Origin of the sequence: Rahnella aceris, assembly GCF_011684115.1 — a bacterium.
GTDB classification, from domain to species: domain Bacteria; phylum Pseudomonadota; class Gammaproteobacteria; order Enterobacterales; family Enterobacteriaceae; genus Rahnella; species Rahnella aceris.
Map to the genome: position 1 here is coordinate 2,423,676 of NZ_JAADJV010000001.1, position 19,825 is coordinate 2,443,500.

General features: G+C 54.3%; 14 protein-coding genes and 1 tRNA gene. 10 read left to right on the forward strand and 5 right to left on the reverse strand.

Translation table 11 applies throughout. From position 1 onward, the window contains the following. Nucleotides 1-97: 97 nt before the first annotated feature. The 3 genes from GW591_RS11100 to GW591_RS11110 all read left to right on the forward strand — a co-directional run bounded on the left by GW591_RS11100 (nt 98) and on the right by GW591_RS11110 (nt 7,500). The gene (locus tag GW591_RS11100; protein ID WP_166860590.1) at nt 98-4,654 is read left to right on the forward strand and encodes a two-partner secretion domain-containing protein; all 4,557 of its coding nucleotides are present in this window, start codon (nt 98-100) and stop codon (nt 4,652-4,654) included. A 3-nt stretch (nt 4,655-4,657) separates the two neighbouring features. Continuing rightward, entirely contained in the window at nt 4,658-6,316 is a 1,659-nt protein-coding gene (locus GW591_RS11105) for a ShlB/FhaC/HecB family hemolysin secretion/activation protein (protein ID WP_166860592.1), read from the forward strand. 536 nt (nt 6,317-6,852) lie between these two features. Continuing rightward, nucleotides 6,853-7,500: a phosphatase PAP2 family protein gene (locus GW591_RS11110; RefSeq protein WP_166860594.1), complete on the forward strand. Its 648-nt coding sequence runs from the start codon at nt 6,853-6,855 to the stop codon at nt 7,498-7,500. A 137-nt stretch (nt 7,501-7,637) separates the two neighbouring features. Here GW591_RS11110 and GW591_RS11115 read toward each other — a convergent pair. Together GW591_RS11115 and GW591_RS11120 are read right to left on the reverse strand one after the other, a co-directional pair. Next, nucleotides 7,638-7,714, reverse strand: a tRNA-Arg gene (locus GW591_RS11115). A 146-nt stretch (nt 7,715-7,860) separates the two neighbouring features. After that, on the reverse strand, nt 7,861-8,772 hold the full coding sequence (locus GW591_RS11120) for an L-lactate dehydrogenase (protein WP_166860596.1): 912 nt from the start codon (nt 8,770-8,772) through the stop codon (nt 7,861-7,863). 185 nt (nt 8,773-8,957) lie between these two features. Here GW591_RS11120 and folD point away from each other — a divergent pair, with 185 nt between their 5' ends. Beyond that, nucleotides 8,958-9,830, forward strand: a complete 873-nt coding sequence (gene folD / locus GW591_RS11125) for a bifunctional methylenetetrahydrofolate dehydrogenase/methenyltetrahydrofolate cyclohydrolase FolD (protein ID WP_013576534.1) — start codon at nt 8,958-8,960, stop codon at nt 9,828-9,830. Between the two features lie 32 nt (nt 9,831-9,862). Next, on the forward strand, nt 9,863-10,081 hold the full coding sequence (gene ybcJ, locus GW591_RS11130) for a ribosome-associated protein YbcJ (RefSeq protein WP_013576535.1): 219 nt from the start codon (nt 9,863-9,865) through the stop codon (nt 10,079-10,081). A 99-nt stretch (nt 10,082-10,180) separates the two neighbouring features. Here ybcJ and GW591_RS11135 read toward each other — a convergent pair whose 3' ends face one another. Further along, nucleotides 10,181-11,248: a DUF1176 domain-containing protein gene (locus GW591_RS11135; protein ID WP_037036947.1), complete on the reverse strand. Its 1,068-nt coding sequence runs from the start codon at nt 11,246-11,248 to the stop codon at nt 10,181-10,183. A gap of 255 nt (nt 11,249-11,503) precedes the next feature. On the opposite strand from GW591_RS11135, the gene GW591_RS11140 reads away from it, so the two are divergent. Continuing rightward, entirely contained in the window at nt 11,504-12,679 is a 1,176-nt protein-coding gene (locus GW591_RS11140; protein ID WP_153374601.1) for a hypothetical protein, read from the forward strand. Nucleotides 12,680-12,735: 56 nt separating this feature from the next. On the opposite strand, the gene nudK is transcribed toward GW591_RS11140, so the two are convergent. Together nudK and GW591_RS11150 are read right to left on the reverse strand one after the other, a co-directional pair. Continuing rightward, entirely contained in the window at nt 12,736-13,326 is a 591-nt protein-coding gene (nudK, locus tag GW591_RS11145; RefSeq protein WP_013576538.1) for a GDP-mannose pyrophosphatase NudK, read from the reverse strand. Nucleotides 13,327-13,396: 70 nt separating this feature from the next. Then, nucleotides 13,397-13,687, reverse strand: a complete 291-nt coding sequence (locus GW591_RS11150) for a winged helix-turn-helix domain-containing protein (RefSeq protein WP_112197529.1) — start codon at nt 13,685-13,687, stop codon at nt 13,397-13,399. A gap of 343 nt (nt 13,688-14,030) precedes the next feature. Here GW591_RS11150 and acrD point away from each other — a divergent pair, with 343 nt between their 5' ends. The 4 genes from acrD (at nt 14,031) to GW591_RS11170 (ending at nt 19,820) form a co-directional block, all read left to right on the forward strand. Next, nucleotides 14,031-17,186, forward strand: coding sequence for a multidrug efflux RND transporter permease AcrD (gene acrD / locus GW591_RS11155; RefSeq protein WP_112197530.1), 3,156 nt, complete (start codon nt 14,031-14,033; stop codon nt 17,184-17,186). A gap of 450 nt (nt 17,187-17,636) precedes the next feature. Further along, on the forward strand, nt 17,637-18,020 hold the full coding sequence (locus GW591_RS11160; protein ID WP_119261864.1) for an ArsC family reductase: 384 nt from the start codon (nt 17,637-17,639) through the stop codon (nt 18,018-18,020). A 1-nt stretch (nt 18,021) separates the two neighbouring features. Further along, nucleotides 18,022-19,149: a succinyl-diaminopimelate desuccinylase gene (gene dapE, locus GW591_RS11165; RefSeq protein ID WP_013576542.1), complete on the forward strand. Its 1,128-nt coding sequence runs from the start codon at nt 18,022-18,024 to the stop codon at nt 19,147-19,149. Next, entirely contained in the window at nt 19,146-19,820 is a 675-nt protein-coding gene (locus tag GW591_RS11170; protein ID WP_166860598.1) for a M15 family metallopeptidase, read from the forward strand. The genes dapE and GW591_RS11170 overlap by 4 nt, the downstream gene beginning before the upstream one ends. Nucleotides 19,821-19,825: the final 5 nt, after the last annotated feature.

Below are 19,825 nucleotides of genomic sequence, written 5' to 3' on the forward strand. Positions count from 1 at the left end.
GCCTCTCATTCCAATGTGCGCCAGCGATAGCACGCCCCCTGCCGCTAATACAGTTTAGTCAACATGCTTTCCTCCCCCCCTTATGAAAGGCGTACATATGAATTGCATCTTCAGCGTGATCTGGAACCACAGCCGTAATGCTTTTGTGGTCGTCAGTGAGCTGACCACTCGCCGTGGAAAACGCAGTGACGTCCGTGCGATTCAGGTCGATGATCATTCAACCCCATTCAACGGCGCGATCACGCCGCCACCGTTTGCCATTGCCCTTATCTCATTCATTGTTTCATTCATGCCTGTTATCAGCATGGCCGCAGATTTGCCCACTGGCGGTAATGTCGTTCTCGGCAGCGGCCAGATTGGCGCGGCGGCCGATCATCAACTGACGATCAACCAGTCCGGCCAAAAAATGGCAATTGACTGGCAGAGTTTTAATATTGGCAAAGACAACAAAGTGACCTTTGTTCAGCCCGGCGCTGATTCGGTTGCCCTGAACCGGGTGATCGGTGCTGACGGCTCGAAGATCATGGGCCAACTCAACGCCAATGGCCGGGTGTTCTTAATCAACCCCAATGGCGTGCTGTTTGGTCAGGGCGCCTCCGTCAGTGTCGGCGGGTTGGTGGCTTCGACACTCAATATCTCGAACCAGGATTTTGCTAACGGCAAGTACAGGTTCAGGGGGGATGGCAGCAACGCCAGCGTCATCAACCAGGGCACGATTAACGCTGCCGACGGGGGAGCCGTGGTGTTACTCGGCGGCACCGTCAGCAACCAGGGCGTGATTGTTGCGAAACAGGGTTCCGTCGCATTGGCCGCCGGCAATGCGGTGACGCTGGACTTCGCAGGTGATCGCTTGCTTAACGTCCAGGTCGATGAAGCGACCAGAAATGCCTTGGTGGAAAACCGCCAGTTGATTCAGGCCGACGGTGGCCAGGTCATTATGACCGCGGCGGCCAGCAATGCGCTGCTCAGGACGGTGGTCAACAACACCGGTGTGATTGAAGCGCGAGGCTTGCAGAACAAGAACGGTAAGATTTCCCTCGGTGGCAGTGACAGCGGTCTGGTGCGCGTCGCCGGTACCCTGGATGCCTCTTCACCCCACGGCACGGGCGGCGCGATTCAAATCACCGGCCAGAACATTGCGCTCACATCCGCCACTCTGAATGTCTCAGGTGCCCGCGGTGGCGGCAGCATCAAGATCGGCGGCGACGCTCAAGGCAAAGGCCCCCTGGCTAACGCACAAGGTGTCAGCGTGGATGCGGGCAGCAGCGTCAAGGCTGACGCCGGAACCACGGGAAAAGGCGGCAACATAGTCGTCTGGTCCAACGGAACGACCGTGGCCAAGGGCAATTTCTCGGCCAGGGGCGGCACGCAAAGCGGTGACGGAGGATCCGTAGAAACCTCCGGCCATCACGTTGACTTCACTGGCATCCAGGTGAACACCTCGGCGACCCAAGGCAAAACGGGTAACTGGCGGGTGGATCCTGAAGACCTGAACGTTGATGACGCTTCAGCAGCCACAATCAACGCCGCTCTCCTGAACACCGACGTCACCCTGCAAACCACCGGCACCCTCACCTCCACGGCAACAGGCCTCGGTGATATTTCCGTTAATTCAGCCCTGAGCTGGAGTTCACCAAACACCCTGACGCTGGACTCGTTCCACTCTATTGCGATCAATGCCAATGTCTCCGTCACCGGTGCCGGTGGTCTGGTGCTGGTGACGAATAACAACAGCAACGGCACCAGCAGTGGCAGCGGTGATCTCACGTTTGCCAAAGGCGTCTCGGCCAGTTTCACGGCACCGGAAGGCAGCGGGCAGCGTTTGAACATCAACGGTTCGGCTTACACGCTGGTTTACAGCATGGCCGACATCGACGGAATCGACGGGGATCCGGCTTCGTCTGGCGCAATTACAGACCAGACAGCGGCAGGCGGACTGGCAGGTCATTACGCCCTGGCCCGTAATCAGGATGCCAGTGGCGTCATATATACGAACGCACTCGTGGGGAGCAATTATGATTATGATTCGCCCTTCTCCGGCACCTTTGAAGGCCTGGGTCATACCCTATCGAATCTGACCATCACGGCTCCGGACGCAAACTACACGGGGCTGTTTGGCGACAATCAGGGGGCAACGGTTCGGGATCTGGGTGTAGTTAATGGCGCTATCAGCGGCGGATCTTACGTCGGCGGTATCGTCTCTATGAACCAGAGTTCCTCCTCTGTATTAAACAGCTATTTCAGCGGCACGGTGTCAACGTCATCCTCCGGCATAATGGTCGGGGGGATCGCCGGCTTTAATGGAAATAACTCGACGATTGCAAACAGCTATAGCATGGGCACGGTAACGGGCACCCGCTGGACAGGGGGAATAACGGGCTATAACGGCAGTGCCCTGGTGACAAACAGCCACAGCTCCAGCAACGTAAATGGCGGTAATGGTGACTACGTTGGCGGGGTCGTGGGCGCTAACGAAAGCGCCACCATCACTAACAGCTATAGCACCGGCAACGTGTCGGGCAATACACGTGTTGGCGGGGTGGCAGGCAACAGCTACCGGGGGTCGATTTCTGACAGCTACAATACGGGCAACATATCGGGCAACAGTTTTGTTGGCGGTGTTGTTGGCCTTAACGATACTGCCAGCTCCCTCGCCAATAGCTACAATTTCGGCAATGTCCAGGCTGACTATAATGTGGGCGGGGTCGCAGGCTATAACGACAGCGCTATTTTCTCCAGTTATTCCACCGGTCAGGTGCGGGGGGCGACGGGCAGTAACGCTGGCGGTGCTATTGGCTACAATCAAGCCAATAGCACGGTGACAAACGTTTACTGGAATAGCGTCACCAGTGGCAACACTGTCGGGATTGGCGGCGGCGTCACTTCCGGGGTCACCGGTTTAACCCTCGCACAGTTACAGGGCGTATTACCTTCTTATTTCGATAATACCGTTTGGGGCACAGCCAGCGGTCTTTACCCCTATTTGAAATCCCAATATCCGAACGGCACACCGCAAGCCATTTCCGGCTTCGCTCAAAACAGCGATGCGGCTGGCCAGGTCTCCACCGTGATTAACGGCCTGGTGGTCGGTACCTCCTCCATCGGCGCCGGGGGTTACTACTACAGTCTGCTCGCGCCCGGCACCCTGGCGAACACTGATGTGTTCACCTATGCGCAAAGCGGCGGCAATCTGGCTAATACCTTCACGCAGGGTGTGACGGGGACGACCAGTAACATCAATCTGACGGCTGACACGCTGGTACTGACGGGCAATGAAAACTCTCTGTCCTCGCTGCTGACAGATTTGAACACGGCCAGCGGCAGCGCAGACAGCGCCCACAAGCTGTTTACCCTCGATGCCAGTGGTCTGAACGCCACCGGTAATGTGCAATTCACCCGGGCCGGGAGTTTCATTTTTGACCAATCCCTGAGCGCGGTCGGCAACAGCAACGTGAGCGTCGCAGGGGATTTGACCATCGCATTGGGCGAGCATGTCAGCGGGTCTGATGTGGTGTTATCCACCACGGGTGCCTTTATTAACAACGCGGGCAGTCATGCCGTTACCGCCTCAACTGTCGGCGGACACCACTGGGTGATTTATTCCAATACCCCCGCCACCGGTACCTTTACCGGACTGAACAGCAACAATACTGCTATCTGGAATGCCAGCATTAATACCCTTCCGGCGAGCTCCGTAACCGGTAACCGGTACGTGTTCCGCTATCAACCGACGGTCACCTACACCCCGGCAAATGTCAGCAAGACCTATGGTGATACGGCAGATGTCAGCTCTGCGTATACAACCTCTGGAGTAAGTGCCGGGGTTACAGGAGCATTTGCAGCCGATACCCTGGCTAACGTGGTAGCGGGCACTTTAGCGATATCTTCAACGGGAACAGCGGCTACTGCGGGTGCAGGCACTTACGCCATCCTGGCAAGCCAGGGGACTTTAAGCGGTTTGCAGGGTTACCTGGTCGCACTTGCAAGCCACGGAAACTTAACTGTCAATGCCAGACACGTCACCGTGGCGGCCAGCAGTGGCAGCTCAACGTACGGCGCGACCCCTGTCCAGCCAGCCCTGAGCGCCATCGGCCTGGTCAACGGCCAGGATGTGTCGGTGCTGAGCGGTTTGAGCAGCACAGGCATTAGCGGCACCACCAACGTCGGCACCCATGTGGTGCGCGTGGAGGGCGTACTGACCAATGGCAATTACCGCGTGACTCAAACATCCGATGGCCAATGGATCGTCGCTCCCCGCGCCCTGGCCGTTATTGCTAACAACCTTGGCAAAATCGTCAACACCAGCGACCCGGCACTGACCTGGTTCACCAATGGAAATCTGGTTAACGGTGACCACCTCAACGGCAATCTGACGCGCAGTGCTGGCGAAACAGCCGGTCAGTACAGGATTGAACAAGGCTCGCTAAACAACAGCAATTACGCCATCGCTTTCACTGACGGTACGTTCAACATCGGTGTAACGCCGCTAAACCAATTGCTCAGTTTGCTCAATGCCCCCGAAAACGTAGCGGTGGTGACCACCCAACCTCTGCGTAAATTACCGACCCCCACCACGTCTCTGGCGGTGCAGTTGCCGTCCAACAGCCTCTATAGCGTAATTGAGCAAGGCTTGCGCCTTCCGGAAGGACTTTGATTTATGCGTATCCGTCTTACTCCCATTGCCCTGGCTCTCCTGACGTTAACTGCCAGTACGGCCCGGGCTGAAATTGTGCCGGACGCGGGTCAGTCAATCCGTGAGATCCAAACTAAACCGCCGGTTTTACCGCCGCGCCAGACGCTGGAACTGAACCTTCCCGACACGCCGGACACTCATCCGACTGCCCGCGGGCCAACGATGCAGGTCGCGCAATTCAGGTTGACAGGCAATCAGGCGATCAGCAGCGCCGATCTGCTGCCATTGCTGGCTGACCTGCAAAATCGCACGGTCAGCTTTGGTGAGTTGCAGGCGGCGGCCGGGCGTATCACCCTGTTTTATCGACAGAAAAATTACCCGCTGGCACGGGCTTATTTGCCGGCTCAGGACGTGGAGAATGGCGTCGTCACCATTGCCGTCCTCGAAGGTCATTTTGGCGAAGTGAAGCTTAATAACGCTTCGCGCATCAGCGACGGCACGTTGGCTGCGCCGCTCCGCGCGCTGAAAAACGGTGAAGCGGTGCGCGCCGGCCCTCTGGAACGCAGTCTGCTGTTGCTTCAGGAAATCCCCGGCGTTGAAGTCCGGTCCACGCTGAAACCCGGTACCGCCGTGGGTGCCAGCGACCTGGTGGTCGATGCCCGCTCGGCGCCGATGGTTTCGGGTCAGGTGGATCTGGACAACTATGGCAACCGCTTCACCGGTGAATACCGTCTGGGCAGTACGCTGAACCTCGCCAGCCCGTCAGGCATGGGTGATCAGGCCAGCATACGGATCATGGGTTCTGATGAAGATCAGCATTACTTCCGGGCAGCGTATCAGTTACCGATCGGTCCGTGGGCGACGCAAGTCGGTGTCGCTTACTCGTACATGAATTATCAGTTAGCCAGGAACTTTGACAATCTTGATGCCTCGGGTAACGCGAAGATTGCCAGCGTGTTTGTGCAGCAGCCACTGATTCGCCTCCGGGATTTCAGCCTGACTGCGCAACTGCAATTCGATGACAAACGCTTAAGAGATGACATCGATCTTTACGACTATAAAAGTCACAAACAGTCGCATGTCGTGACTGCCAGTCTCAACGGCAACTCCCGCGACAATTTTTTGGGTGGCGGTTCGAATGCATTCTCGCTGGCCTGGAGCCAGGGCAACCTGACGCTGGATAACCCGCAAGACAAAGTGCTGGATGATCTCACAGCCAGGACTCGCGGCACCTTTCAGAAGATCAATCCTGGCATCGTGCGCCTGCAGCGCCTGACGGATCGGATCAGTCTTTATGGTCAGTTCCAGGGCCAATGGACTGACGGCAACCTTGATTCCTCTGAAAAAATCAGCCTCGGCGGCGCGTATGGCGTACGGGCTTACCCGGAAGGCGAAGCACAGGGTGACCAGGGGTATGTGACCAGCGCCGAACTGCGATACGCACTGACCGAAATGGTGCAGTTGTTCACCTTCGTCGATCATGGCGAAGTACGGCTGAACAAAGACACCTGGGCTGACGGCGAAAATCACCGCAGCCTTTCTGCTACGGGTGTGGGCTCGACATTGTCTGCCGGCAACTGGCATCTGATGGCGGTCGCGGCATGGAAACTGGGTAATGCCGATGCACAAAGCGACACGGATCGCACGCCCCGGGTGTGGGCACAGGCTAGTCGTACGTTTTGAGGGGATGTTTACGATGCCAACACATGTACCAACAGATAGTACTTGATGTCGGTTGATATAGGTAAAATCAGCTTGAACCATGAAGCGCTAAAACCTGATAACTCACTGAATTTAATGCATAAAAATAGACGTCAGTTGACGTCTATTGACCTGAACCCTACAGGGCCCGAGCCTGTGACCTGCGGCTTAGAATCTCTAAGAACCGTGCAATAAATCATTAACTTACCGCATATAGCCCCGCTCACACGTCCCAACATGCAAAAAGATGACAAGCGTTGTTTCGATCGCTTTCAAACGTTCAGACAAAGTAGCGATAAATTCTGCCTGGTCTTCATTACGTTTCTTTAATGCTTTTATCGCAGCGCCAGAATATGCGGCTGATACTCCAAGGGTGAGTTCACCCTACAGAAATAAATCGGGTTGCAGTCTGAAAATTAAATGAGAGAAGCTAATCCCTTTTGGTAAAAAAACCCTGCTGATACACTTACCGATTGATTCTTTTTAAAAATTTACTATTTATCGTCGAGGGCTACGTTTTGCTTTGGAATATCCTGACCTATTTTGGCGACAGCATGCTCATTTTGCCAACCGGAATAACCCTCGCTTTATTTATGTTATGGAAGGCTGACAACCCAGTCACAGCATTAATCTGGCTGATTATACTGGGTATTTCTGGCCTCGCGGTGAGCATCTCAAAGCTGTTGTTTCTCGCCTGGGGCATTGGCAGCAGTACATTTAATTTTACAGGCTTCAGCGGGCATACCACGATGTCAGCCACTTTATGGCCGGTCATGTTCTGGCTGATAGGCCAACGTTTTCAACCTGACGGACGCAGGCTGATGATTACTGCTGGGTATTTCATTGCCATTATGGTGGGTATCAGCCGGCTCGCACTGCATGCTCATTCCGTCAGCGAAGTGATCTCAGGATTTATTCTCGGCAGTCTTTGCAGCGTAATCTTTTTATATACACAACACGACCGCAACATGCGCTATTTCACATTCACTCCATTAGCTATTCTGCTTATTCTCCCTCTGTCACTGATGAGCTTTGGCAAGAAAGCACCCACACAGCAGCTTCTCGAACATATCGCTACGCAAATCACAGGCAAACAACCCTGGACGCGGGAAGAATATCAGCTTATGGCTGAGAAACCGGAAATCTCAAAAAGCGCGTGGAACTAAAGCAGAGATACTTACAATACCACTTGATTTGGGTATAACTGAGTTGACTTCGATAGAACTCGTGACAGAAAAATTCAGTAATTTCAGGGAGTATAAAGGAGAAAAGGCGAATTCAGCAGAGGTGTGTTGACTTGAAATGGTACGCCCTACAGGGCTCGAACCTGTGACCTACGGCTTAGAAGGCCGTTGCTCTATCCAACTGAGCTAAGGGCGCATTGCTTGTCCCTTTCGGGAGCGTTGCGGGTTCGGATTATACGGGCAGACCGGGATGAGTCAATGGCTTTCGAACTCACTGCTTAATGCCTGAACAATTTGCCGATATTCCCGGACTGTCTTGCAACGTTATGTGATCAGTATCGGCTATTTTTCGGATTTCAGCGCGGCAGCAATCACGCGGGCAGACGCGTGATAAGCGACACCTTCGTAAGCCGTCAGTTCCGGTCGTAATGTTTGTACGATACCTTTTTTACCAATCACCGCTGGCTGGCCGATATAAACGCCCAGTTGTTCATCGAGGGCAGACACCGGCCAGACACTGCGGGCGTCGGACAAAATGGCATCCACCAGCCGCGCTGTTGCAGTAGCGATGCCGAAACTGGTCCAGCCCTTGCCTTTCAGGATTTCCCAGCCACCGCCGCGCACAGCGTCGTTCATTGTTGCCCAGTCGACGTCACGGTCGCCTGCCAGTTCTGCCACCGGACAGCCGCCAAGTGTCACGGTGCTCCAGGCCACAAACTGTGATTCGCCGTGTTCGCCCATCACGTAGCCAGTGACGCTTTTCGGATCGAAACCGAAGAACTCACCGACCACGCGTTTCATGCGCGCGGTATCGAGCGAGGTGCCGGTGCCGAACACCTGTGCGTCAGGGAATCCGCTGGTCTGCTGAATAATCTGGGTAATGACATCGCACGGATTGGTGATATTGACGATCACGCCGCCAAAGCCGCTGGCAATCACGCGCGGGATCACTTCACGCACGGCGGCACGGGTCTCAGCAAGTTCTTCCAGACGATCTTCACGCAGCAAGGTTTTCGGGCCGACGGCGATGACCAGCACATCGGCATCATGCAGTTCGCTGTAGTCGTTGGCGATAACCTGCACGCGTGAGGTCGTCAGCGACGCCATATCCCGCAACTCCAGCGCCTGACTGGCCGCTTTAGGTTCGTTTTCATCCAGCAAGACAATCACGTCACACAGCCCCAGCGTGACCAGAGAGAATGCAACGTCAGCGCCCACATGACCGGCACCGATGATCCCCACTTTGCGTGTCATTTGTTTCTTTCCTTATGATTTAAAAAGAGTCATACCTAAAATAGACACTTTTTTCGCCACTGTCGCAGGTTAAATTCTCATCCGCAGATAACAAGTTATTCGCATTCAACGCCTGACAGCGCCCGCGGCTTCTGACAAAATAGGCGCATCCCCCTGCATTTATTAATTAATGGATTTATTCCCTGATGGCAGCAAAGATTATTGACGGTAAAACGATTGCGCAGCAAGTCAGAAGCGAAGTTGCAGCGCGTGTTCAACAACGACTGGCTGAAGGAAAGCGTGCGCCCGGTCTGGCCGTGGTGCTGGTCGGTGAAAACCCGGCGTCACAGATTTATGTCGCCAGCAAACGCCGTTCTTGTGAAGAAGTCGGGTTCATCTCCCGCTCTTACGACCTGCCAGCCACCACCACTGAAGGTGAGTTGCTGGACCTGATCGAAAAACTGAATAACGACAGCGAAATCGACGGCATCCTGGTTCAGCTTCCGCTGCCTGCCGGTATCGATAACATCAAAGTGCTGGAACGTATTCATCCGGATAAAGACGTCGATGGCTTCCATCCTTATAACGTCGGCCGTCTGTGCCAGCGCGCGCCGACGCTGCGCCCTTGTACGCCGCGTGGCATTGTGACGCTGTTAGAACGTTACGGTATTGAAACCTTCGGCCTGAACGCCGTGGTGATTGGCGCATCCAACATTGTGGGCCGTCCGATGAGCATGGAATTACTGCTGGCCGGTTGCACCACCACCGTCACCCACCGTTTCACCAAAAATCTGCGCCATCATGTTGAGAATGCCGATCTGGTGGTTGTTGCTGTGGGCAAACCGGGCTTTATTCCCGGCGAATGGATTAAACCGGGCGCGATTGTCATTGATGTCGGTATTAACCGTCTGGAAAGTGGTAAAGTTGTCGGCGATGTGGAATATGATGCCGCCGCCGAGCGTGCTTCCTTTATCACACCGGTGCCGGGTGGTGTTGGCCCGATGACGGTCGCGACGCTGATTCAGAATACCTTGCAGGCGTGCGAGGAATATCATGACGTCAGCGCCAGTAAGTCTTAAACCCTTTGCACTACACAAAAAGTCAGGAATACATGGAAACTTTCTTTCTCGAAAAACACCCGCACGTTGAACTGTGCGATCTGCTCAAATTTATGGGCTGGTGTGACAGCGGCGGTACGGCGAAAGCAGTGATTGCCGAAGGCCAGGTTAAGGTCAACGGTAAAGTCGAAACCCGTAAGCGCTGCAAAATCGTTGCTGATATGAACGTCGAGTTCGCCAGCAACAAAGTCGTGGTGAAAGCGTCCGAATAATCTTTCCGGTAGCGTTGCACGACAAAAGAAAATGCCCTGCAAGCGAAAGCTCACAGGGCATTTTTTTATTTATCGGCAGAGTGACAGGCCGAAGGCAAATTACTGCTGCGTCACCCATAACACCGGCCATTCGCCACCGCTGCTGTAACCGTCACAACTGGGTTCAGAGGCAAATGCCGCCAGCCGGAACTGTTTACCATCAAACACCCAGCGTGAAGACACGCCACAATCACCGATGCCGCGCCCTTTATCGTAAGTCGAGAGCATACCGGTTTTCGGGTCGAAATCAGCGTTGATCAGTTCCGGCGAATCATCATCTTCGCCCAGTTTGAACGGCATATTCAGCGCCAGATTGTCCATTTTATAAGGCGCCTGACGTGAAACCAGGAAGCCCAGCGCATACAGGTTATACGCGCCCATGTCGCAGTTGACAGTCATCAGGGCTTTATCGTTGCTCAGCGCGAAAATATGCACTTCCCGTTCGGAAGGGTCGAGGCTGCAATCATTATTCTCAATGGTGGCGGCGGCGTTCTGCGTGATGGCCGAAATCTCAGTTTCGGATAATGCATGCGGTTCACTGAAACGCGGCAGAACCGGCGTGGCAGGAATGGGCGGCACGGTATTCGCCGGTTTCGCACCACGATTAATCCAGGCCGTTTTGGTGCCAACGCGCCCCTGCTGCGCATCAATGGCCAGCAAGGCGGCTTTGATCCCTTTCAGTGAAACTTCCGGTTTAACGGGCTGAGCCGGGTCAGCTTTCACTGCCAGCTGAATACTGCTGCCTTCGCGGATCGCGGCAATAAAATCATTCACCACCAGACGGTTAGTGGTGGAAAGATGTTTTTTACTGACATCCCATTCACGGTGATTAAAACTCAGTGTCTTACCGTTCATCTGCAAGCGGCTGGCAACCGGCGCATCCGTCGTCTGCTCATCACTGTTACGCTGGTAATCAATGCTGACGGAGGATTTCCCTTCCGGCCCGGCTTCACGGGTGATTTTCATTACCAGTTCCTGCCCGTCCTGCGAATTACGCGCGACGCAGTGATTCAGGTTGTCACAGCTGACCTGCCAGTCGTTATAAATAGCCTGCAACGGCTCAGCCTGGGCGCTAAAAGCCAGCATGGTGGCCAGCAGGCATAAAGGGGCGGTTATCCATCTGCACATTATAAGTTTCAGCTCTGTTCGAAATTATCTTTCTGATAATAGCGTAACCCTCGCCAGGAGACTGCCTTCAATGCAGCATTTTTTACCCGAAATTATAAAGAGATACTCCACCCGCAGGGTTTGCGGCAGACAATAATTTTTCATGACATACGAGAAGCCGCAATGGTGACGCAGGGAAACTTTCAGTACACTGGCTGAGCCAAAAACAAACAATAATGGCGAAAAGGATGAAGATCATTTCTCTGGGAGATACGGATGAAGTTATTGATTTTGATGATAACGCTGTTATCACTGCCGGCGCTGGCTGAAGAGCCTCCGGTGGTGTACGCCGGCACACTGGGTAAAACCAGCATTGTCGTCGAACTCGATTTAAATAAACCTGACGAAGTGACCGGACGGTATTTCTACCAAAAATACCGTCTGGATCTGCCGCTCAACGGAGCGCTGGATGGTCAGGAACTGAAATTACAGGAAGGTCTGGATGATTTCGACGATACACCGCGCCCTGAACTGACGCTGACCAAAGATGAAAACGGTGACTGGCAAGGCAACTGGACCAACCCGCAGGGCAAAACACTGCCGGTTAAGTTGCAACCCGCGCAGTTACCGGCAGCCGCCACGGACGACGGCTATCTCAGTTCGCTGATCCACACCGATCCGTACGAGTATTTGCGTTTATCCGCGCTGCAACTGAAAGCGGGCAAAAACGAAAACTTCATGGGCTATCAGCTGCAATGGTGGACGGAACCGCAATCAAAAATCAGTTTCTTTGAGATTGTCTCCGGTTATCCGGAAGCCAGTTTACCAGCCATTAACCAGAAGCTGCGCGCCCGTCTATGGCAGGAAGTCAGCGGCTGGCATGCCTGTATGCTCGGGGCAAGCCGTTTTGGTCAGGGAGAATATCAGCAAACGGTGACGCCGAAGTTCATGAGTCCCGATGTGGTCAGCATCAGCGTATTTACCTCTTATGACTGCGGCGGTGCGCATCCTGATTTCGGCGAAGCGCCGATCAACCTGAACGCCAAAACCGCAGAAACGCTGACGCTGGAAGATGTGATTTGGGTGGGCGATGGCGCACCGTTCCACTATCTGAATGCTGAAGATCGCGCCCTTACGGGTAAAAACGATGTGGATTTCGATACCTTCGCGCAGTACCGCGATAAGAAATGGGCGCCGTGGCTGGTGAAACAACTGACCGCGGCTTATCCGCAACAGATGAAAAAGCCGACGGAAGAAAGCGAAGACGATTGTGATTATTCAGACCCGTCGATCTGGCAATTCCCGGCCTGGTATTTCACGCAAAAAGGGCTGTATTTTGATCCGACGTTTGCCCGTGTCATGCGTTCATGCGAAGGCCCGGAATGGTCCGTTCTGCCATGGTCTGCCATGAAAGGCCACGCGGGCAGCACCGCAATAAACCTGGAACACTGAAATAACAAAGGCACCCGCGGGTGCCTTTGCCTCAGATGCATTTTCGCCGGTCATCTTTACGCCAGCCAGCCCTGAATCTGCGCATATTGCAGCAACATAATGGTTTTACCATCTCTGATGCGGCCATCTTTGATCATCGCCAGCGCCTCGGTAAACGGCACCTCCAGCACATCAATGTCCTCGTCTTCCACGCCGCCACCGGCGTTCTGACGCTGCGACTCATCGTATTCTGCCGCGAAAAAATGCACGATTTCGGTCACGCTGCCCGGCGACATATAGGCTTCAAACAGTTTATCTACCTTGCCCACTGCAAAACCGGTTTCTTCAATGGCTTCTTTACGGATGCAATCTTCCGGCGAATCGTTGTCGAGCAAACCGGCGCAGGTTTCCAGCAACATACCGGTCGGGTTGCCATTGACGTAGGTCGGCATACGGAACTGTCTGATCAGCAGAACGGTTTTTTTAGGACGGTTATAAAGCAGAATAGTCGCGCCATTTCCCCGGTCATACACTTCACGGGATTGCGGCTGGCGTTCGCCATTACGTTTGATTAAATCGTAGGTGTATTTGCGAAGAACATACCAGTTATCAGAGAGTAACTGGTTTTGAACGTTTTCGATCCGGGATGACTTGTCATCAGATGACATAAAGCGTGCCTCCGCTCAGAGGGTGAGAGAAGCCAGACATCATAGCGGCATTACACCGCGCACGCCAGATTCAGCCGTGCTCAATTGCATTAAGCAGTTGTTCCCGATGGCGTTCAACCCACTTCGCATCCAGCGGCCCCCAGCCGGAAAGCTGATAATAACCGTCATTATTGCGCACACCCTGCTGCACAAATTCCAGTTCGACACCCATACCCGGTAGCGCTTTCAGTACGTCCTGCAAGGTGCGGCGCGGCCAGCCGGTGATTTCCATCAGTTTTGGTACGTTCGGTTTTTGTTCAGAGTCCAGCAACCAGCAAAGGTAGAGACGACGGGCGAAAACCGAATTTAACATCAAACTCATCTGAACGGCTCCAGTGTGGACATACGAATGCGTGTCATAAAAAAGCAGGCTGTCAAAGCGTAGACGGTATCAGCGAATCTGTCTGCGGCATAACCCTGTGTACAGGGAGGTTTTTTTTACATTATCTCCTTTATTTCTCCACGTTTTATGCGACATGAGAAGGTAAAGTGCATTGACGTAGAACTCCACTCTAACACTTGCTCAGTCCCGTCGGGACGGTTCCGCCTCTGAGACTGCCTATGAGAAAATAGCGCTCAGGGGATTTTTTTGTCAGATTACTGACGTTCTGTTTGTTTGCTGATGTTAGTTACTCACGCCAGAGTGACAACGAGGTTCCTGAAGCATGGCTAACTTTTTTATCGATCGCCCAATCTTTGCCTGGGTTTTAGCGATCATCATTTCCTTGTCCGGCGCACTCGCTATCTATTTTCTGCCGGTTGAACAGTATCCCGATCTGGCTCCGCCAAACGTCAGGATTTCTGCAACCTATCCCGGCGCATCAGCACAAACATTAGAAAATACCGTTACCCAGATTATCGAACAGAACATGACCGGCCTCGATAATCTGATGTACATGTCATCGCAAAGCAGTAATGACGGTAAGTCGCAGATAACCCTGAGCTTTACCGCCGGTACCGATCCCAACGAAGCGCTGCAACAGGTGCAAAACCAGTTGCAGCAGGCGCTGAAACGCCTGCCGCAGGACGTGCAGACGCAGGGTGTGACGGTGTCAAAAACCGGTGATACCAACCTGATGATGGTGGCGTTTGTCTCCACCGACGGCAGCATGGATAAGCAGGATATCGCCGACTATGTGGCGTCCAACATTCAGGATCCGCTGAGCCGCGTGCCCGGCGTCGGCAGCATTGATGCTTACGGTTCACAGTACGCGATGCGCATCTGGCTGGATCCGGACAAGCTCAATAATTACCAGCTGACCACCGCCGATGTGGTCACCGCCATCAAAGCGCAAAACAGTCAGGTCGCTGTCGGTCAGCTCGGCGGCGCACCTTCGGTGGATTTTCAGGCCCTGAATGCCACCATTAATGCCCAGGCACAGTTACAGACGCCGGAACAGTTCCGCCAGATCACCCTGAAAGTGAATCAGGACGGTTCGCAGGTCAAACTTGGGGATGTTTCCACCATCGGTCTCGGCGCGGAAAACTACGCCCTGCTCAGCCGTTATAACGGACAGGCTGCGTCAGGGATGGGCGTTAAACTGGCGTCCGGTGCCAACGAACTGCAAACCGACAAAGCCGTCCGTGCGCGCCTTGATGAGCTTTCTCACTATTATCCGCACGGTCTGAAAGCCGAAATCGCTTACGAGACCACGCCGTTTGTTAAAGCGGCGATCACCGACGTGGTGAAAACGCTGTTTGAAGCGATCGTGCTGGTGTTCCTGGTGATGTATCTGTTCCTGCAAAACTTCCGCGCTACGCTGATCCCGACAATTGCCGTGCCGGTGGTCTTGCTGGGGACGTTCGCCGTGCTGCATCAGTTCGGTTACAGCATCAATACTCTGACGATGTTCGCGATGGTGCTCGCCATCGGCCTGCTGGTGGATGATGCCATCGTGGTGGTGGAAAACGTCGAGCGCGTGATGAGTGAAGAAGGCCTCAGCCCCAGAGAGGCCACGCGAAAATCGATGGGACAAATTCAGAGTGCGCTGGTCGGTATCACCATGGTGCTGTCGGCGGTGTTCGTGCCGATGGCATTCTTCGGCGGCACTACCGGCGCGATTTACCGTCAGTTCTCCATCACCATTGTCTCGGCGATGGTGCTGTCAGTGTTCGTCGCGCTGACGCTGACACCAGCGCTGTGCTCGACCATTCTCAAACCTGTCGCGCAGGGACATCATCACGGTAAACGCGGTTTCTTCGGCTGGTTTAACCGCATGTTTGACCGCAACGCGCGTCGCTACGAAAACGGCGTGGCGAGGGTTCTGCGTAACAGCCTGCGTTATATGCTGGGATATGCCGCACTGGTCGCCTTGCTGGCAGTGATGTTTATCAAACTGCCCACCTCCTTCCTGCCGATGGAAGACCGTGGCGTGTTCACTGTTCAGGTTCAGTTGCCGCCGGGTTCAACGCTGCAGCAGACACAAAAAGTGGTGGAAAAGGTCGAAAAGTATTTCCTGACTGAAGATAAGAAAGACGTGCTTTCGGTGTTCTCAACCATCGGTGCTGGCCCCGGCGGTAACGGGCAAAACGTTGCGCGTATGTTCGTGCGCCTGACGCCATGGGATGAACGCACCGGCACCGACGATTCTTCCTTTGCACTGATTGAGCGGGCGACCAAAGCGTTTAACAAGATAACCGAAGCCCGCGTGATCGCCAGCAGCCCGCCTGCAATCAACGGTCTGGGCAGCGCCACCGGCTTTGATATGGAATTACAGGACCACGCCGGGCTTGGTCATGATGCGCTGATGGCGGCGCGCGATCAGTTGCTGGCCATGACATCCAAAGACAGCAACCTGACCCGCGTGCGTCACAACGGTCTGGATGACAGCCCGCAGTTGCAGATCGATATCGATCAGGTGAAAGCGCAGGCGCTGGGCGTGGCTATCTCTGATATCAACAGCACGCTGAGTACCGCGTGGGGCTCAACCTACGTCAATGACTTCGTTGACCGTGGCCGTGTGAAGAAAGTCTACGTGCAGGCCGCTGCACAATACCGCATGCTGCCGGACGATATTGACCGCTGGTATGTGCGAAACTCCGCCGGAACCATGGTGCCCTTCTCCGCTTTCGCCACGTCGAAATGGCTGACAGGTTCGCCGCGTCTTGAGCGTTACAACGGCTATTCCGCGCTGGAAATTGTCGGTGAACCGGCAACGGGCATCAGCAGCGGTACTGCGATGGATGACATGGAAAAACTGGTCGCGAAGTTGCCGGTGGGTATTGGTCTGGAATGGACCGGTCTGTCGTATCAGGAAAGACTGTCAGGTTCTCAGGCACCGGCGCTGTATGCGATTTCCCTGCTGGTGGTGTTCCTGTGTCTGGCGGCGTTGTACGAGAGCTGGTCCATTCCGTTCTCCGTCATGCTGGTGGTGCCGCTCGGCGTGCTCGGCGCGGTAATTGCCACCTGGCTGCGCGGGCTGGAAAACGATGTGTATTTCCAGGTCGGTATGCTGACCATCATCGGTTTGTCAGCGAAGAACGCCATTCTGATTGTCGAATTTGCCAATGACCTGAATGTTCGCGGGAAGGAACTGCTGGAGGCCACGCTCGAAGCCGCCAGAATGCGTCTGCGTCCGATTCTGATGACCTCGCTGGCATTTGTTTTCGGCGTTCTGCCGATGGCGACCAGCATGGGGGCCGGTTCAGGCAGCCAGCACGCCGTCGGTACCGGTGTGATCGGCGGGATGATTTCCGCCACGGTGCTGGCGATTTTCTTCGTACCGCTGTTCTTTGTATTGATTCGGCGTCGTTTTCCGGGCAAACACACTGCACCGGTAATTGCTGATATCGTGGAAACAGTCCCCGCTGAACACCGGTAAAACGCCGGATCGCAGGCAACAAAAAAGGCGTTAATTCACATTAACGCCTTTTTTATTCATGATTTACTGGCGTGAGAATCGTCGCTAAATGCAACGTAATGGTCTTCCTGAACAAACGTTTTTATAATGACGTGCTGCACTGAGAATAAATCTTTTCTTTGCTTTGCTTTGTCGGTAACGATGTGGGCAATTACGCTTTCAACATACGGTCGATAAAGTCTTTCCAGTGACCTAATTCTTGCTCTAACATTTTACTCCCCTTGATTGGACGCTGGCAGTATACGTTTATTTTTTGACCATGCAAAAACTCCGTGACTAATTTTTAAGCGCGATCACAATCCCGCCCCGTCTGGATCCTGCCGGCGTTTTGCCTCATTATGTGTCCTTCTCTGACGCCACTTATCAGCGCAGCTAAAAAGCGCTTATTTTACTGACAGGTTACGTTTTTCTATGGCAACAACTTCAGCTCAAAACTCATTTATTCTCTACGGCATAAAAAATTGCGACACCGTTAAGAAAGCCCGCCGCTGGCTGGAAGAAAACGGTGTTGAATGCCAGTTTCATGATTATCGGGTCGAAGGGCTGGATGCCGCGTTGCTGCAGGATTTGTTAGATAAACAAGGCTGGGAAGCGATGCTCAATACCCGTGGCACCACCTGGCGCAAGCTCGATGAGGCCACGCGCGCAGCCTGTGATAACGAAGCCAGCGCCAAAGCGCTGATGCTCGAACATCCGGCTGTCATCAAACGTCCGTTTTTACTGGCGCCAGAAGGCCAGTCTCTGCTGGGATTCAAACCAGAAAGCTATCAGCAATTCCTTGCACAGGTGAAGTAACATGAGTTGTCCGGTTCTCGATTTAGCGCAACAGTTAATCCGCCGCCCTTCCCTCAGCCCGGACGATGCGGGTTGCCAGGAGATTATGATTGCCCGCCTTGAGGCCATTGGTTTTCACATTGAGCCGATGCATTTTGGCGATACCCTGAATTTCTGGGCGACACGTGGTGAAGGCAAAACCCTGGCCTTTGCCGGGCATACCGATGTGGTCCCTACCGGCGATCATAAGCTGTGGGTTACCGGCCCGTTTGAGCCAACGCTGCGCGACGGCATGCTGTATGGTCGCGGCGCGGCAGACATGAAAGGCTCACTGGCGGCGATGGTAGTAGCAGCAGAGCGGTTTGTCGCCGCCAATCCCCATCATCAGGGTCGTCTGGCTTTTCTCATCACTTCTGATGAAGAAGCCAGCGCCGTCAACGGCACCGTCAAAGTGGTCAACGCGCTGATGGCACGCAATGAGCGCCTTGATTACTGTCTGGTCGGCGAGCCTTCCAGCACCACGCGCGTCGGCGATATTGTGAAAAATGGCCGTCGCGGTTCCATGACCGCCAACCTGCATGTGCATGGCGTTCAGGGGCATGTGGCGTATCCGCATCTGGCGGATAATCCGGTACACCGCGCCATGCCCGCGCTGAATGAGCTGGTCGCCACCGTGTGGGATAATGGTAACGAATTCTTCCCGCCAACCAGCATGCAAATTGCCAATATCAACGCGGGCACCGGCAGCAACAACGTCATTCCGGGCGAACTTTATGTGCAGTTCAACTTCCGTTTCAGCACCGAGCTGACTGATGCCATCATCAAACAGCGCGTCGCCGAATTACTGGATCGCCATAACCTGCAATACACCCTGAACTGGGTGGTTTCCGGCCAGCCATTCCTGACATCACGCGGTGAGCTGGTGGATGCCGTAGTCAATGCGGTGCGCCATTACAGTGAAATCACGCCGGAACTGCAAACTACCGGTGGTACCTCTGACGGGCGTTTTATCGCGCTGATGGGGGCGCAGGTGGTTGAACTCGGGCCGGTCAACGCGACTATCCACAAAATCAATGAATGCGTACATGCCGCCGATCTGCAGGTGCTCAGCCGCATGTATCAGCGCATCATGGAACAATTAGTCGCATGATCACTCACGAGATGCTGACCGGACGCTCCGCTGCGCATCTGGTGATTATCGGCGACGGGCCGCATCGTTTGCAGAAGGAAGCGGCGCAGGCATTCAAAAAAATGCGTCTGGCAGCCCGTGAAGCCGGTTTTGACTTGCAACCGGCCAGCACCTTTCGTGATTTCGATCGGCAACTGGCTATCTGGAATGGCAAATTTCGCGGCGAGCGACCAGTATTAGATAAGAACAGTCAGCCGGTGGATGTCAGCGCGCTGACGACAGCAGAACGTTGCGAGCTGATTTTGCGCTGGTCTGCGCTGCCGGGTGCAAGCCGTCACCACTGGGGCAGTGACCTGGATGTCTACGATCCTTCATTGTTACCGGCAGGCAAGACGCTGCAACTGGAGCCGTGGGAATATGAAGAAGGCGGGTATTTTTATCCGCTGAACCAATGGATGTCAGCGCATATGACAGAATATGGTTTTTACCGGCCGTATGCGGAAGATCGAGGCGGTGTGGCTGTCGAACCCTGGCATCTGAGTTACCGCCCGCTGGCGGCAGAATGTGAAAAACAGCTTACGCCGCAGGTGTTGATCAGTTCCTGGACCGGAAAAGACGTCGCTGCTGCAGACTGGTTAGCCGGGCAAATGGACACTCTTTTCCCGCGATTTATCGCCCTCTCACCCTTTTAAGGAGT